This is a genomic window from Pseudomonas sp. RA_15y_Pfl2_54 (genome assembly GCF_963971015.1).
GTDB classification, from domain to species: Bacteria; Pseudomonadota; Gammaproteobacteria; order Pseudomonadales; family Pseudomonadaceae; genus Aquipseudomonas; species Aquipseudomonas baetica_A.
The window spans coordinates 26821-42585 of sequence record NZ_CAXAPN010000030.1 but is presented as its reverse complement, the minus strand read 5'-3'; the positions used below and the strand labels follow the sequence as shown (position 1 = coordinate 42585).

General features: G+C 58.0%; 12 protein-coding genes and 2 pseudogenes. 8 read left to right on the top strand and 6 right to left on the bottom strand.

What is annotated here, in order from left to right:
• Positions 1-43 precede the first annotated feature (43 nt).
• The 4 genes from mdtD (at position 44) to yccS (ending at position 6595) form a co-directional block, all read left to right on the top strand.
• Positions 44-1471, top strand: a complete 1428-nt coding sequence (gene mdtD, locus AACY50_RS20730; protein WP_339539067.1) for a multidrug transporter subunit MdtD — start codon at positions 44-46, stop codon at positions 1469-1471.
• An 80-nt stretch (positions 1472-1551) separates the two neighbouring features.
• On the top strand, positions 1552-2937 hold the full coding sequence (dbpA, locus tag AACY50_RS20725; RefSeq protein ID WP_339539066.1) for an ATP-dependent RNA helicase DbpA: 1386 nt from the start codon (positions 1552-1554) through the stop codon (positions 2935-2937).
• 60 nt (positions 2938-2997) lie between these two features.
• Positions 2998-4176 (top strand): NAD(P)/FAD-dependent oxidoreductase, encoded by a 1179-nt coding sequence (locus AACY50_RS20720; protein WP_339430290.1) that lies wholly within the window; start codon positions 2998-3000, stop codon positions 4174-4176.
• Positions 4177-4402: 226 nt separating this feature from the next.
• On the top strand, positions 4403-6595 hold the full coding sequence (yccS, locus tag AACY50_RS20715; RefSeq protein ID WP_339430291.1) for a YccS family putative transporter: 2193 nt from the start codon (positions 4403-4405) through the stop codon (positions 6593-6595).
• A 39-nt stretch (positions 6596-6634) separates the two neighbouring features.
• On the opposite strand, the gene AACY50_RS20710 is transcribed toward yccS, so the two are convergent.
• Positions 6635-7372 carry a substrate-binding periplasmic protein gene (locus AACY50_RS20710; protein ID WP_339430292.1) on the bottom strand — a complete coding sequence of 246 codons (738 nt, stop codon included), beginning with the start codon at positions 7370-7372 and terminating at the stop codon, positions 6635-6637.
• Positions 7373-7627: 255 nt separating this feature from the next.
• On the opposite strand from AACY50_RS20710, the gene AACY50_RS20705 reads away from it, so the two are divergent.
• Positions 7628-8080, top strand: a complete 453-nt coding sequence (locus AACY50_RS20705) for a GNAT family N-acetyltransferase (RefSeq protein ID WP_339430293.1) — start codon at positions 7628-7630, stop codon at positions 8078-8080.
• Positions 8081-8177: 97 nt separating this feature from the next.
• On the opposite strand, the gene AACY50_RS20700 is transcribed toward AACY50_RS20705, so the two are convergent.
• From AACY50_RS20700 to AACY50_RS20690, 3 genes are read right to left on the bottom strand one after another with little or no spacing between them, the layout of a single operon-like run.
• Positions 8178-8474: a winged helix-turn-helix domain-containing protein gene (locus AACY50_RS20700; protein ID WP_339430294.1), complete on the bottom strand. Its 297-nt coding sequence runs from the start codon at positions 8472-8474 to the stop codon at positions 8178-8180.
• A gap of 26 nt (positions 8475-8500) precedes the next feature.
• On the bottom strand, positions 8501-8992 hold the full coding sequence (locus AACY50_RS20695; protein ID WP_339430295.1) for a M48 metallopeptidase family protein: 492 nt from the start codon (positions 8990-8992) through the stop codon (positions 8501-8503).
• 43 nt (positions 8993-9035) lie between these two features.
• Complete coding sequence (locus AACY50_RS20690; protein WP_339430296.1) at positions 9036-11159, bottom strand: putative bifunctional diguanylate cyclase/phosphodiesterase; 2124 nt, start codon at positions 11157-11159, stop codon at positions 9036-9038.
• A gap of 321 nt (positions 11160-11480) precedes the next feature.
• Here AACY50_RS20690 and AACY50_RS20685 point away from each other — a divergent pair, with 321 nt between their 5' ends.
• From AACY50_RS20685 to trxA, 3 genes are all read left to right on the top strand, one after another.
• A complete protein-coding gene (locus AACY50_RS20685; protein ID WP_339464483.1) occupies positions 11481-12149 on the top strand; it encodes a polysaccharide lyase family 7 protein in 669 nt (222 codons plus the stop codon).
• 482 nt (positions 12150-12631) lie between these two features.
• A complete protein-coding gene (locus tag AACY50_RS20680) occupies positions 12632-12994 on the top strand; it encodes a DUF6124 family protein (RefSeq protein ID WP_339464485.1) in 363 nt (120 codons plus the stop codon).
• A gap of 315 nt (positions 12995-13309) precedes the next feature.
• A complete protein-coding gene (trxA, locus tag AACY50_RS20675; protein ID WP_339430299.1) occupies positions 13310-13648 on the top strand; it encodes a thioredoxin in 339 nt (112 codons plus the stop codon).
• Between the two features lie 140 nt (positions 13649-13788).
• On the opposite strand, the pseudogene AACY50_RS20670 reads toward trxA, so the two are convergent.
• Together AACY50_RS20670 and AACY50_RS20665 are read right to left on the bottom strand one after the other, a co-directional pair.
• Positions 13789-13923: pseudogene (locus AACY50_RS20670) on the bottom strand (fructose-1,6-bisphosphate aldolase); the annotation flags it as partial.
• A 238-nt stretch (positions 13924-14161) separates the two neighbouring features.
• A pseudogene (locus AACY50_RS20665) lies at positions 14162-15138 on the bottom strand (IS5 family transposase).
• Positions 15139-15765 lie beyond the last annotated feature (627 nt).

Sequence of the window (15765 nt, the reverse complement as noted above, 5' to 3'; positions counted from 1 at the left end):
CACAAAAGCTGGTTTCGCATTAATCCAATTCCAAAGAGGTTCCATGCCCAGCCGCCCGCCTCTCGACGCCATCACCACACGCTGGTTGCCGTGGGTCGTCGCTATCGCTTTCTTCATGCAGTCCCTGGACGGAACCATCCTCAACACCGCGTTGCCGGCCATGGCTCGCGACCTGGCCGAGGACCCGTTACGCATGCAAGGCGTGATCATCGCCTACATGCTCACCGTGGCGCTGTTGATCCCGGCTTCAGGCTGGATCGCCGACCGTTTCGGCACCAAGAAAATCTTCTTCGGTGCGATCTTGCTGTTCAGCTTCGGCTCGCTGCTCTGCGCGGTATCGAGCAGCCTGACCATGCTGGTCGGGGCGCGGGTGATTCAAGGCCTGGGCGGTGCGCTGATGCTGCCGGTCGGGCGCTTGGTGGTGCTGCGTGCCTACCCGCGTTCGGAGCTGGTGCGGATCATGGGGTTTATCACCATTCCCGGCCTGCTCGGCCCGCTGATCGGCCCGACCATGGGCGGCTGGATGGTGCAATACCTGACGTGGCACTGGATCTTCCTGATCAACCTGCCGGTCGGTGCCATTGGCTGTTACGCCGTATGGAAGTTCATTCCCGACTTGCGCGGTACTGAGCGAACACGTTTCGATGGCCTGGGTTTCCTCTTGTTCGGCGCGGCGATGATCCTGATCACCATCGCCATGGAAGGCCTGGGCGAACTGCACTTGTCGCACCTGCGGGTGATGTTGCTGCTGTTCGGCGGCATGGCTTGTCTCGCTGCTTATTGGTTACGCGCAGGCCACATCGAAAACCCCTTGTTCTCGCCATCACTGTTCAAGACCCGCACCTTTGCCGTGGGCATTCTCGGCAATCTGTTCGCGCGATTGGGCAGCGGCGCGCTGCCGTTTCTGGTGCCGTTGCTGCTGCAAGTGGCGCTGGGGTATTCGCCCTCGCAAGCGGGGATGAGCATGCTGCCGCTGGCCGCCGCAGCAATGCTCGCCAAGTGGCTGGCGCGACCGCTGATCGAACGCCTCGGTTATCGCATCGTGCTCACTGGCAACACGCTGGCATTGGGGATCATGCTGGCAAGCATGGGCCTGGTCAGCGAGCAGACCCCTTACTGGCTGCTGCTGTGTCAGTTGTCGATTCTCGGGGCGATCAACTCGCTGCAATTCACCGCGATGAACACCGTGACCCTGATCGACCTCGACGACGCCAGCGCCAGCAGTGGCAACAGCTTGCTGTCGGTGGTCGCGCAATTGTCGTTGAGCCTGGGGGTGGCGTGTGCCGGGGCCTTGCTGGGCGGGTTTACCGCCGAGGCCGGAAATGACGGCGTGGACACCGTTCTGGGGGCGTTCCAGTTGACCTTCGTGACGGTTGGTGTCATGGCGATGCTTGCCGCTACGATCTTCTCGCAACTCTCGAAGGAAACCGGCCGGCGCGCCAAACACCCGGAAGAACACATCGAACATTAATCACTGTTCGTCCAGAACTTTCGAGGAAAGTGGCACGGGGCTGCTACACTGCGCGACATTTTGTTTTGCAGGCCAGTCCCGTGACCACCATCGCCACCGCTTTTAATACTCTGCCGCTGTCCGCCGCCATGCTGGCTAACCTCGAATCACTCGGTTATGCCCAGATGACGCCGATTCAGGCGCAGAGCTTGCCGGTGATCCTCAAAGGGATGGACCTGATCGCCCAGGCCAAGACCGGCAGCGGCAAGACCGCGGCGTTCGGCATCGGCCTGCTCAACCCGATCAACCCGCGCTATTTCGGTTGCCAGGCCCTGGTGATTTGCCCGACGCGCGAGTTGGCCGATCAGGTTGCCAAGGAAATCCGTCGTCTGGCCCGTGCCGAAGACAACATCAAGGTCCTGACCCTGTGCGGCGGCGTGTCGTTCGGCCCGCAGATCGCTTCGCTGGAGCACGGCGCGCACATCATCGTCGGCACCCCGGGGCGCATCCAGCAGCACCTGCGCAAAGGCTCGCTGGTGCTTGACGGTCTGAACACGCTGATCCTCGACGAAGCCGACCGCATGCTCGACATGGGCTTCTACGACGCCATCGAAGACATCATCGTCAAGACCCCGGAGCGCCGTCAGACCCTGCTGTTCTCCGCCACTTACCCGGTGGGCATCAAGCAACTGGCCTCGAAATTCATGCGTGACCCGCAAACGGTCAAAGCCCAAGCGTTCCACGACGACACACAGATCGAGCAACGTTTCTACGAGATTTCCCCAGAAGACCGCATGAGCGTGGTGACCAAAGTCCTGCACCACTTCCGCCCGGCGTCCTGCGTGGCGTTCTGCTTCACCAAGCAGCAAGTGCAGGAAACCGTCGATCACCTGACCGCCAAAGGCATCTCCGCCGTCGGCCTGCACGGTGACCTGGAACAGCGCGATCGCGATCAGGTGCTGGCGATGTTCGCCAACCGCAGCACTTCTGTACTGGTCGCCACCGACGTTGCCGCGCGTGGTCTGGACATCGATGCGCTGGACATGGTGATCAACGTCGAACTGGCCCGCGATTCGGAAATCCACATTCACCGCGTCGGCCGTACCGGTCGTGCGGGCGAGAAAGGCATTGCGATCAGCCTGGTCGCACCGGGCGAAGCGCATCGCGCCCAAGCCATCGAACAATTGCAGAAATCCCCTCTGAACTGGGATCAGGTCGACAACCTCAAGTCCCAGGGCCTCGCCCCGCTGCAGCCGCCGATGACCACCCTGTGCATCGGCGCTGGCCGTAAAGACAAGGTTCGCCCGGGCGACATCCTTGGCGCACTGACCGGCGACGCCGGTATCCCGGGCGCTCAGGTCGGCAAGATCGCGATCTTCGACTTCCAGGCGTATGTGGCCGTTGAACGTACCGTGGCCATGCAGGCCTTGCAGCGTCTGAACGACGGCAAGATCAAGGGCCGTTCGTTGCGCGTGCGCATTTTGTAACCGATCTGCTGCCCGATATTGGTCTTCGGTGAGTTTTGAATTCTTTGTGAGGACACCGTTTTGCGCTCTACCGAAGTCGTGATCATTGGCGCTGGCGCCGCTGGGTTGATGTGTGCACTGACCGCCGCCGGGCGTGGGCGTCAGGTATTGCTGCTCGACCACGCGAACAAGCCCGGCAAGAAAATCCTGATGTCGGGCGGTGGCCGCTGCAATTTCACCAACATGTACACCGAACCAGGCAATTTCCTCTCGCAGAACCCGCACTTCTGCAAATCCGCACTGGCGCGTTATACCCAGTGGGATTTCATCGGTATGGTCGGCAAACACGCCGTGCCGTACCACGAGAAAAAACTCGGCCAGTTGTTCTGCGATAACAAGTCCAGTGACATCCTCGGCATGCTGCTGGACGAGTGCGATCAGGTGGGCGTCGAGTTGCACCTCGACACCTCGATCCAGACCATCGAGAAAGTCGAGAGCGGTTACCTGCTCGACACCACCCTGGGCCAAGTCCAGTGCCAATCGCTGGTGATCGCCACTGGCGGCCTGTCGATCCCGACACTGGGCGCCACCGGTTTCGGTTATCAGGTGGCCAGACAGTTCGGCCATGAACTGCTGCCGACCCGCGCCGGCCTGGTGCCGTTCACCATCACCGATCAGCTCAAGGAACTGTGCACCGAGCTGTCCGGCACGTCGGTGGATTGTCTGGTGAGCTGCAACGATCAGAGCTTTCGCGAGAACATCCTGTTCACTCACCGAGGGCTCAGCGGCCCGGCGATCTTGCAGATCTCGTCGTTCTGGGAATCCGGCGACGTGGTCGAGATCAACCTGCTGCCCGATCACGACGCCGCTGCCTGGCTGCAACAGCAAGTGGCCGAACGCCCGAACAGTGAGTTGAAAACCTTGCTGGGTGAAATCTTCACCAAGAAGATGGCCAATTTGCTGGCGGACAACTGGTTCGTCTCCAAACCGATGAAGCAGTACACCCACGCCGAACTGGCGGAAATCGCCGACAAGCTGGGGAGCTGGAAAGTCGTGCCGGCCGGCACCGAAGGTTATCGCACCGCCGAAGTGACTCTCGGCGGCGTGGATACTCGCGAAGTCTCCTCCAAGACCATGGAATCGCTGAAAAGCCCTGGCCTGTATTTCGTCGGTGAAGTGCTCGACGTCACCGGCCATTTGGGCGGTTTCAATTTCCAGTGGGCCTGGGCCTCGGGTTACGCGGCGGCGCAGTACGTCTGATCCAGCAAAAATCAAAACGGTGGGAGCAAGCTTGCTCGCGAATGCGGTGGATCAGTCGACATTGATGTTGAATGACACACCGCTTTCGGGAGCAAGCCCCCTCCCACAGTTGTTATGTGTAGAGCTCAAAGGAACACTTTTTGCTGTCAGATGTGATCGGCGCCATTGCGTCGACGTCATTACTGGCTCAATTTAGCGGCATCGCCTCGGAAGGCCTTCGCACTTCATGTCCTCGACCTCGTTTCGTCAGTCTTTGCGGCGCCTGTGGGCGCTGGATAAATTCAGCTATAGCGTGCGGGTGTTCATCGCCCTGACCGGCAGCATGGCGCTGTGTTGGTATCAGGATGAAATGGGGCTGCTGATCCCGTTGTTCCTGGGGATCATCGCCAGCGCCCTGGCCGAAACCGACGACAGTTGGCAGGGCCGTCTCAACGCACTCGCCGTGACGCTGGTGTGTTTCAGTGTCGCCGCGCTGTCGGTTGAATTGCTCTTCCCCTACCCCATCGTCTTTGCCGTTGCCCTGGCACTGGCCAGTTTCGGCCTGACCATGCTCGGTGCGCTCGGCGAGCGTTATGGCGCGATTGCCTCGGCGACCTTGATTCTTTCCGTGTACACGATGATCGGCGTTGACCAGCGCGGCGGCGCCGTCATCGATTTCTGGCACGAGCCCATGCTGCTGGTGGCCGGTGCCGCGTGGTACGGCCTGCTGTCGGTGTTGTGGCAGGCGCTGTTCTCCAATCAGCCCGTGCAGCAAAGCCTGGCGCGACTGTTCCGTGAACTGGGCTTTTACCTGAAACTCAAATCCTCGCTGTTCGAGCCGATCCGGCAGATGGACGTCGAAGTACGACGGCTAGAACTGGCACAGCAAAATGGTCGCGTGGTCGCTGCGCTGAACAGCGCCAAGGAAATCATCCTGCACCGCGTCGGCAACGGTCGCCCTGGCTCGAAAGTCAGCCGTTACCTGAAACTGTACTTCCTCGCCCAGGACATCCACGAACGCGCCAGTTCTTCGCACTATCCGTACAACGCGTTGGCCGATGCGTTTTTCCACAGCGACGTGCTGTTCCGCTGTCAGCGCCTGTTGCGCCAGCAAGGCAAGGCCTGCCGGGCATTGGCCGAATCGATCCAGATGCGTCAGCCCTTCGTCTACGACGCCAGTTTCGCTGACGCCCTGAGCGACCTCGATGCCTCCCTCGAACACCTGCGCATCCAGAGCAACCCGGCCTGGCGCGGCCTGCTGCGCTCACTGCGCGCACTGGCTGCCAACCTCGGCACCCTCGACCGATTGCTCAGTGATGCGAGCAACCCCGATGCCTTGGCCGATGCCACCGACAGCAGTTTGCTCGACCGCTCGCCGCGCAATCTGAAAGACGTGTGGGTTCGCCTGCGCACGCAACTGACGCCGACATCCTTGCTGTTCCGCCATGCCCTGCGCCTGCCGCTGGCGTTGAGTATCGGCTACGGCATGGTGCATTTGATTCACCCGTCGCAAGGCTACTGGATCATCCTCACCACGCTGTTCGTCTGCCAGCCCAACTACGGGGCAACACGCCGCAAACTCGGCCAGCGGATCGTCGGCACTGCCATCGGCCTGACCGTAGCGTGGGCGCTGTTCGATCTGTTCCCCAGCCCGTTGGTGCAGTCGTGCTTTGCGATTGCTGCCGGCGTGGTGTTCTTTACCAACCGCACCACCCGCTACACCCTGGCCACCGCCGCGATCACCATCATGGTGCTGTTCTGCTTCAACCAGGTCGGCGACGGTTACGGGCTGTTCCTGCCACGGCTGTTCGATACCTTACTCGGCAGTTTGATCGCGGGGCTGGCGGTTTTCCTGTTCCTGCCGGACTGGCAGGGTCGACGCCTGAACAAAGTGCTGGCCAACACCCTGACCTGCAACAGCATCTACCTGCGCCAGATCATGCAGCAATACGCCGCGGGCAAAAGCGACGACCTGGCTTATCGTCTGGCTCGACGCAACGCGCACAACGCCGATGCAGCGCTGTCGACGACGCTGGCGAACATGCTGATGGAGCCGGGACATTTCCGCAAAGAAGCGGATGTGGGCTTCCGTTTTCTGGTGCTGTCGCACACCCTGCTCAGCTACCTGTCGGGGCTGGGCGCGCACCGGGAAACGCAGTTACCGGCAGATGTGCGCGAACACTTGATCGACGGTGCCGGGGTGAAATTGGCGACGAGCATCGATGAAATCGCTCAAGGGCTGGCGAGCAAGCAGCCGATTGCGATTCAGAGCGATGAAGAAGAAGCGCTGGCCAATGAACTGGAACAGATGCCCGATGAGATTGATGAAGGACAGCGCCTGGTGCAGACGCAACTGGCGTTGATCTGCCGGCAGTTGGGGCCGTTGCGTACCTTGGCGGCGCATTTGATCAAAGACACCAATGAGATTGGCGCTGGCTGACAGGACGCCTTCGCAGCACCACAGAATCCGGGTCAGCCCTCACATCCCATGCTGCCTCAACAACTTGTCATAACTGCCATCCGCCTTCATCGCCGCTATCGCCTTGTCAAACCCCACGACAATCTGCTCATGCTGCGGATTTTTCAGGCTCACCAGAATGTGCAGGCTGTTCTCACTCAACGGCTTGGGTAGAAACTCCACCGAATTGCGCACCTTGGCGGATTCCCGCGCCAGGTAATACTTCGCCACATATTCATCCTCCAGCGTCAACTTGACCCGGTCCGCCGCGAGCATGCGCACGGCCATGGCGAAGTTATGCACAGGGACTTTCTGCAACGCGGTGTCGGCATCAAACGGCGCCGAATAGGCGTAACCGCGCACCACCGCGATCGGATAAGTGTGCAGTTGCTGCAAGTTGCTGTATTCGAGCGGCGTGTCTTTGCGCTTGAGGAAGCGGACGCGGTTGAGCAGGTACTCACCGGAAAACTGCCCAAGCCTGGTGCGTTCGTCGTTATACCAGGCGTTGACCAGCACATCGTAGCGACCCTCACCGACACCCATCAGTGCCCGAGCCCACGGCACTTGCTCGTAATCGCTGGCATACCCGGCCCGGGCCAGCGCGGTGCTGACAATGTCGGTGGCCAGACCGCCGTTGACCAAGGTGTCATCGGTAAAGGGTGGCCAGATATCAAACACCAGCCGCAACTTGTCCGCTACGGCGGTTTGAGCCAGTAAGAGCAACCCGATCAAAGCAAAGGCTCGATGCAGTCGCGGCATGCTTGAAAATCCTTAGCGGGCGAGCAGCCCGGCGCGTTTTCAGTCAAAACCCCAAGGCCCCTTACCGGCAAAACCCAGGCCCTAACATTAGCTCATTGGAGCCATTGCACAGCGCTCCTATGCAGATTACACAAAGATGTCACTGTCGCGAGAAAGGAATAGTGGCATTTTGACCTTTGTCACAGACTCTTACGCCATAAAGACATCTGCGGCCAGTGCGCTTAGTATCGGGCCACACGTTCAAGGAGTCGGACAATGACAATCGAGTGGGTCTGCAAACATCACAACGATCTGGGCAAAGAGCAGTTGTATGCACTGTTGAAGTTGCGAACGGAAGTGTTCGTGGTCGAACAGAAATGTGCGTATCCGGATCTCGACGGGCAGGATCTGGAGGGCGACACCTACCATTTGATGGGCTGGGACAAAGGTCAACTGGTGGCCTACCTGCGCCTGCTGGATCCGGAGTCCCAGGGCGGTGACGTGGTCATCGGCCGGGTAGCGACCTCAGCACAGGCGCGCGGTAAAGGGCTGGGCCACGAGATGATGGAACAGGCGCTGAAACAGGCCGAGCGGCATTGGCCGCAGGTGCCGATCTACCTGTCGGCACAGGCGCATTTGCAGGGGTATTACGGCAAGTACGGGTTTGTCGCAGTGGGTGAGGAATATCTGGAGGATGGCATTGCGCACATCGGGATGCGCCGTTCCTGACAGCCCCTTCGCGAGCCAGCCCGCTCCCACGGTCGGGATGCATTCTCCTGTGGGAGCGGGCTGGCTCGCGAAGGTGTCAGTTCAATCGATACAAGGCTCAGGGATACTCAAGCACAGCCTTGATCTGGCGCAAATTGCGCTCGATCCACCCGCGATCAATCGCCCCCCACTCACGAACCCTATAGCGCCCGGCATGGTTGCGTGCGCCCTCTTCCTGCTCGAACTCACAGACGATGTCCAGATCCGCCAACGCGGCAATTGTGTCCTGCGCCGTGCGCCGGGGCATCCCGGTGATTTCAGTCAACGCCGGCACGCTGGGCGCCAAGCCGCTATCGATCAGATACGCGACGTATAGACGTCGGTAAAAACTGCTTTTGGTTTTGCTGACATCCATCCAAACACTCCCAACGTGACAGATCTTCACTGCATATCCCGCCAGGTCAGGTACACCCGCAGGTCAAACTCGACCTGGTGATACCCCGGCAGCATGTGCTCACACAATTTATAGAACGCCTTGTTGTGATCCGACTCTTTGAAGTGCGCCAGTTCATGCACCACGATCATTTTCAGAAAATCCGGCGCCGCCTCTTTGAACAGCGAGGCGATACGAATCTCTTTCTTGGCCTTGAGCTTGCCGCCCTGCACACGCGAAACCGTGGTGTGCAGGCCGAGGGCGCGATGGGTCAGGTCGAGGCGGTTGTCGAACAGCACTTTGTCGATGGCCGGGGCGTTGCGCAGGTATTGCTGCTTCAAGTCCAGGGCGTAGGTGTAAAGCGCCTTGTCGCTCTGCACATCGTGGCACCCCGAATAGCGTTGATCCAGGTATTCACCCAGACGCCCGTCGGCGATCAGTTGGCGTACCTGATCCTGCAGTGGCGCAGGATAGGCCTGGAGATACTTCAACACAGTCATGGACGAGCGACACGGTTCGAAAAGGTGCGCCAGTGTAGCGAATTCAGCCGGACAACGCGCTCCAGTCAAACGGCTCGGTAAAGCTGGCGGCATCTTCGGCGATCAATGGCCGCGCCACCAAAAAGCCTTGCACGTACTCGCAGCCATGGGCTTGCAGCCATTGGTACTGCTCGATGGTCTCGACCCCTTCGGCGATCACCAGCAACCCGTATTGCTTGCACAACGCGATCACCGTGCTGACCAGCGAGGCATCGCGTTTGGAGTCCGGCAATCGCGCAATCAGGTGGCGATCGAGCTTGAGCGTATCCAGTTCCAGATCGCGCAGGTGCGCCAGCGAGCACGGTCCGGAGCCGAAGTCATCCAGCGCCACCCGCACCCCCAGATTGCGCAGCAAACGCAATTGTTTGCGCGTTTCCTCGGGGTTTTGCATCAATGCCTCTTCGGTGACTTCGACCTCCAGTTGCCGCGGCTGCAGAGCGTGCCGCTCCATGACCTGGCGCAACTCGGTGACCAGATTCGGCAGGCTGAACTGGGTGTTGCTCAAACTCACGCCGAGCACCAGGTCTTCGGCAAACAAGGTTTCCCAGGCTTTGCGCTGACCGGCACCACGATGATAAATCCAGCTGCCGAGGCGACTGATCAGCCGCGCCTCTTCCAGCAACGGCAAAAACAGCCCCGGCGGCACGTCGCCGACACTCGGGTGCTGCCAACGCAACAGCGCCTCAAAACCACGGATCTGACCACTGTCGATCGCCACTTGTGGTTGATAGACCAGATTGAAATCGCGGTTTTCGATGGCGGTACGCACGCTTTCTTCGAGCATCAAACGCGAACGCGCCCGACCGTTCATTTCGTGATCGTAGAAACGATATTGCTGACGCCCGGCACGCTTGGCTTCGTACATGGCGATGTCCGAAGCACGCAGCAGTCCGTCGAGGTTCGACCCGCAATCGGGATAAGTGGCGATGCCGATGCTTGCGCCGAGGGCGATATCCAGACCTTCAATCTGCTGACAGATCGACACCCGTTCGATGAGCTTTTCCGCAATCTTCGCCGCCTGTTCGGGAAACTCAAGATCCAGCAGCGCCGTGAATTCATCCCCACCCATGCGCGCCAGAATATCGAACGGCCGCAGGCAAGCCTTCAATTGCTCGGACACCCAGCGCAGCACACGGTCGCCGACATCGTGCCCGAGTGAGTCGTTGACCCGCTTGAACCCATCAAGATCCAGATACAGCAATACCCAACTGCTGTCATTGCGTTCGCCGCGCAGCAGCAGGTTTTCCACGGTCTGGTAAAAACCACGGCGATTGAGCAGCCCGGTCAGCGGATCGGTGACGGCTTGAAATTCGAGTTGCTGGTGCAAATGGCGCACCACCGACATATCCAGCACCGTCACTACCATGGCGTGTTGCTCGACGGGCAACGCAGCACAAGACAGCGCCACCGGCACCTGCTGGCCCGGCGCCGTGCGTAATAACGCATCGTGCAGCCTCAGCGTTTCACCACGCTGATAGCGGGTGTAAAACTCGGAATCGGCCCACACCGGAATGTGCGGTTTCTGCAGATAGTCGAGAAACTCCTTACCCTCCAGATCCCTTACCGGCGCATTGAGCAACCGTGAAATCGCCGGATTGGCAAAGCGAATCAAACCATCCTCGCCCAGCACCAAAATGCCCTCGGCGGCGTTATCCAGCACCGATGCATTGAAGGCCCGAGCGGATTCCAGATCCCGGCTCAGACGTTGCAAGGCTCGACGATTGCGCTGGTGCTCCAGCAATGCCTGCACCTTGGGCTTGAGGATCTGCGGGTCGAACGGCTTGAACAGATAATCCACCGCGCCACTGGCGTACCCCTTGATCACGGCAGCCTGAGACTGTTCGTTGGCGGTGAGAAAGATAATCGGCGTGAGTTGCGTACGCTGGCTGCCGCGCATCAGTCGCGCGACTTCAAAACCGTCCATGCCTGGCATCTGCACGTCCAGCAGCACCAGATCGACGTCGTGTTCGAGCAGAAGGTTAAGCGCCTCGAAACCGGAGGCGGCGGTCAACACCTGCCAATCCTGACGCTGCAGCAAAGCCCGCATGCTAATCAGATTTTCAGGGTAGTCATCAACGATCAATAGGACTGAGCTGCCTTCACCTGGCTGTGTTTGCGCGCATTCCATGCTGCTTCTCTTGTCAGGACATCAGATCGGTTTCCGCTAAAAACCGTACATATATAGAGGCTTCACTCTAGTCCCGGATCGGCAAAAGCAGAAGCTGTCATCAGGCCATCAGCTAACCAATGATTGTCTAGCCGACTAACGGTCGTCGCTACAGCCCACGCAATCCGGGAAACATGGCATTTCGACAGGATGTTGACGCCAACCATCTGCCAAACGGCCGTTAACAAAAAACGCCTCTGCGCTTATAAAGACCGCCCCCAAAAGGCGCGGACTAGAGCTTCTGGCACGCGCGTTCAGGATCAATCGAGTGGAAGAACCGACATGATCGATCTCGCAACCTGGAACCTCAGCGTTCCAGTCGGCAGCCCGCCGTACACCGTCGAAACCTCAAAACTGGTGAAGGGCTTCAAGGATCAGTACTTCCATTCCGACACCGGCACTCTGTTTTTCTGGTCGCCGGTGACCGGATCAAAAACCGAAAACGCCATCTACCCGCGCACCGAACTGCGCGAAACCTACAGCAATGGCACCTTGCGCAACTGGTACTACCCCGACGCCGACAACCTGCTGCGCGCGACCGTTACGGTCAACAAAGTGCCCAGTTCCGGAAAGATCGTCATCGGCCAGATCCACGCTTACCAAAGCCAGAAACCGCTGGTAAAACTCGAGTACCAGTACAAGACCAAAACCCAAACCGGCAACCTGGTGATCAAGGTGCGCATGCACCCCGATGACGACGAAAGCCGCGTCATCACGCTCGCCACCGGGGTCAAACTGGATCGTGAATTCAACTACCTCATCCACTTGAGCCCCGGCGGCGCACTGGGCGTCAGCGCGGCGGGTTATCAGTGGGATTCGAAAATCAGCGCGACGTGGCGGAACAAGCCGTTGTACTTCAAGGCTGGGGTTTATGTGCAGGACAACACGGGGTATACGAGTGAAGGTGGGCAGGTGACCTTCTCCAAGCTCGATATCGATCACGACAAATAATCCCTCTATAGACACTGTCCCTGTGGCGAGGGAGCTTGCTCCCGGGGCGCGAAGCGGCCCTAAAAAAGCGGGGCCTGCTGCGCAGTCCAGCGGGAGCAAGCGCCCTCGCCACAGGTAATTTGTCACCCGCCAGACCTTTTTAAACGCCGGTGTTTAAAGGCTCTCACCGTTACTTCCGGATGCCTACAACAGCTTGCGTCGTTGCCTACCACTACGCCAGAATCCGCCGGCTTGTGCGCCTGGCGGGCCATCGGTAACTTGATTCGCGTCACTGATTTCCAGTGATCGGGTTTAGTAGCCCGTGGTTACGCGATGCGCATTGGCACCATTCAGTCGGGCATAACCCGCGCTTGATGGTAGCTGTTCGCAGGGCGCCTTCGGGTGCGCCGGTCGCGTCTCCCCGGTCTACTAACCTGCGTTCAGCTGCCACCCTCTTCGTTTAGTAGCGATCCGGTGTCGGCTCCATTTACCGGAGACGAAACATGATCAGATCAACGCCACACCCGCCAGAAACAGATCCCGCATCCCCTTACGAATCCCTCGATTCAAAAAAACTCAACGACGCCGCCGAACGCGCCCTCGACCATTACCTCAAACCGTCCGCCTTCATCATGGCCAGCACGCATAAACCCGAGCCCATGTACTTCGCCAACCCGAAGTACAACACCGAATCCTTGCTGGCCAACGCCAGCGAAACCCTGGGCTCAGCCAGCGAAATGCTCAACAACTTCGCCGCCATGCTCGACACCTCACACCGCAAGACCGCGCTGGGCATCGCGCAGGTCGTCATGCTTGGTGAACTGGCGGTGAATCAGGCGCTGGATCATGTTGAGTTGAAGGAGTAGTTCTGTTCAGCAAAAAAGCAACCCGCCTCACGGCGGGTTTTTCATAACGTGGGTCAAAGCCGAGCGCTTGTTCAACAAACCTTTTAGCTAACGCTGGAACGCTGGCTCCACCTCGATTGTTTGATCATCGAGTTTTTTCAGTTCACATCTGGGTCTAGGTCACATAGCGAATTCATATAAAAAACTGTCAGTTATTACAGGTGACGCACGGCATATACCGTTCTAGATTCAACGAAGCAAAGCAACCTGCACAGGACAACGCGAGCCAGGCAATAACGTCTGGCCCGCCAGTGCTATTAATTCAAGGAAATCCCCATGAGCAGCGAACTGATAAAAAACATCACCGACGCTTCTTTTAAGCTCGATGTTTTAGAATCCGAGTTACCCGTATTGGTCGATTTCTGGGCGCAATGGTGCGCCCCTTGCAAAACGATGGCTCCAATACTGAACGAGATAGCCGAGGCTTACAAAGGCAAGCTGACCGTTGTCAAACTGAACGTCGATGAGAACCCTGAAACGCCGACCATGCTTGGCGTGTGCGGCATCCCAATGATGAAGCTATTCAAGGACGGAAGCGTCGTGGCGAATCAGACTGGCGCCGTGCCCAGACCTCAACTGGAGAGTTTCATAGAGGAGTCTCTCAAACAAAATTAACTCCGTTCGTTGCACTTCTGGTTTTTAAAAGCCCAGAGAAACACCCCATAAAATTCCAATTTCGCCACAATCTCTGTAAACGCCGCCACAAGAAACCCGCCGTCGGTGGGTTTCTTGAATCAGCAGCTAACACTCAGACTTTAGTTATCCTTGGCGTTCAACTCACCTTTCAGATACCGCTGGTACATCGCTTCCAGCGAGATCAGTTTGATCTTCGAAGCATTACCCGCATTACCGAACGCTTCATAACCCGCGATACAGACGTCACGCATCGCTGTGCGGCGGCGCTTACACAAAATCGAAGGGGATGGAGTAATTTAATAAATCCTCCCCCTTTTCCGGTCCTTTTTCTGTCCAGTTTTTCTTTATGGAAGGTCTGAAGTAGTCACCGATGTTTTGATATCCCTTCATTGGGCGCTCAAAAAATCGATGACCTGACAAAAATCAGGCTTTGGCGCTTTTTAATTCATGTCTTTTCCTTGAATCACACCTTTTCTCGGTGCATTTCGCGCATCACGGGCGCACCTCTCCTGCATTCAACAACCGCTTTCGCACCATCCAAAGATTCGACAACGCGAACAACGTCGTCTGCTGAGCGATGTTTTTCGCCAGACCACGAAAGCGCACTTTCGTATACCCAAACTGACGTTTGATCACGCGAAATGGATGCTCAACTTTGGCCCGTACCTGAGCCTTCGCGTATTCGATTTTTCGGCACACCTGAGCGATCAAACCCTCCTTGCCGTGTTTCTTGTACGTGCTGGGCCGGGCGGCAATCGACCAGATCATCTGGCGATCCTGATGCTCAGGACGCTTATCCACACCGGTGTAACCGGCATCGCCGCAGACGTACGTTTCCTCGCCATGCAGCAACTGATCGACCTGGGTCACATCCGCTACATTCGCCGCCGTGCCCACCAGGCTATGTACCAAACCGGATTCGGCGTCGGCGCCGATGTGCGCTTTCATCCCGAAAAAATACTGATTGCCTTTCTTGGTCTGATGCATCTCGGGGTCACGTTTGCCGTCCTTGTTCTTGGTCGAGCTCGGCGCATGAATGATCGTCGCATCGACCACGGTGCCTTGGCGCAACAGCAGGCCGCGGTTACCCAGATAGCCGTTGATGACCTGCAAAATCCCGCCGGCCAATTCGTTTTTTTCAGCAGGCGCCGGAAGTTGAGGATCGTGTTTTCATCGGGAATTCGATCCAGATGCAGCCCGGAAAACTGGCGCAGGATCGTGATCTCGTAAAGTGCTTCTTCCATCGCCGGATCGCTATAGCCGAACCAGTTTTGCATCAGATGCACCCGCAACATCGCCATCAACGGATACGCCGGACGACCACCTTCGCCTTTCGGATAGTGCGGTTCGATCAAGGCAATCAGGCCCTTCCAGGGCACGACCTGATCAATCTCGATCAGGAAGCGCTCGCGGCGGGTCTGCTTACGTTTGCCGGCGTACTCGGCATCGGCGAAGGACATCTGTTTCATCGGAGCTCAACCGTTCGATTCGTGTGAGGCGGGTATTTCAGCAGATCGGGAAGTCTTTTTCAGAGTTTCCCTAAACCTTCGTTCATGGGTAGATGAACGCTTTCACGTCGCAGAAGTTGAACGTTCGCCGAGGTCGAGACCTGCTGAGCGGACAAAAAAAATCCGATGTTACAGATCCGGCATCGGATTTCCAGAAAGTCCAGCGTGAGTTCAAATACTTAAATAAACAGCATTACGCATGGCTGCAGGTTTTCGGTCCTTGCTTTCACTCCGGTTGCTTGGGAAGTGTATAGGGCGCCGGTCCCCTTGAGTTTTTGATTACCTCTGTCGATGACGCTGGTTCCGGCGGAATCGTTACGGGTGCCGGACCTTTCTCTTTCGGTGGTAAATCCTTCTTGCTCATGAGTCAGTCCTCCATTACCAAGTTGAACCCCAAGCCTGTGCGAAAACAATAAAAACGACCACTGTCAAACCTGACAGGTATCAATATCGAATTCGAATTATCCACCGCACGATCCGTTCTATGAAATATAGAATTCAACTCCCGCCTTTAGTAGCGATACGGTGTCAGTTCCGGTCGAATTGAAAGGACCGCGCGCCTGGCCGGCGGATTTTACATATGTGACC

Bases quoted from the DNA above. Each gene is read 5' to 3' on its own strand.
- AACY50_RS20680 (WP_339464485.1), top strand. From the start codon at position 12,632: ATGATCAGATCAACGCCACACCCGCCAGAAACAGATCCCGCATCCCCT.
- mdtD (WP_339539067.1), top strand. From the start codon at position 44: ATGCCCAGCCGCCCGCCTCTCGACGCCATCACCACACGCTGGTTGCCG.
- AACY50_RS20690 (WP_339430296.1), bottom strand. From the start codon at position 11,159: ATGGAATGCGCGCAAACACAGCCAGGTGAAGGCAGCTCAGTCCTATTG.
- AACY50_RS20700 (WP_339430294.1), bottom strand. From the start codon at position 8,474: ATGGATGTCAGCAAAACCAAAAGCAGTTTTTACCGACGTCTATACGTC.
- AACY50_RS20685 (WP_339464483.1), top strand. From the start codon at position 11,481: ATGATCGATCTCGCAACCTGGAACCTCAGCGTTCCAGTCGGCAGCCCG.
- trxA (WP_339430299.1), top strand. From the start codon at position 13,310: ATGAGCAGCGAACTGATAAAAAACATCACCGACGCTTCTTTTAAGCTC.
- yccS (WP_339430291.1), top strand. From the start codon at position 4,403: ATGTCCTCGACCTCGTTTCGTCAGTCTTTGCGGCGCCTGTGGGCGCTG.
- AACY50_RS20705 (WP_339430293.1), top strand. From the start codon at position 7,628: ATGACAATCGAGTGGGTCTGCAAACATCACAACGATCTGGGCAAAGAG.
- AACY50_RS20710 (WP_339430292.1), bottom strand. From the start codon at position 7,372: ATGCCGCGACTGCATCGAGCCTTTGCTTTGATCGGGTTGCTCTTACTG.
- AACY50_RS20695 (WP_339430295.1), bottom strand. From the start codon at position 8,992: ATGACTGTGTTGAAGTATCTCCAGGCCTATCCTGCGCCACTGCAGGAT.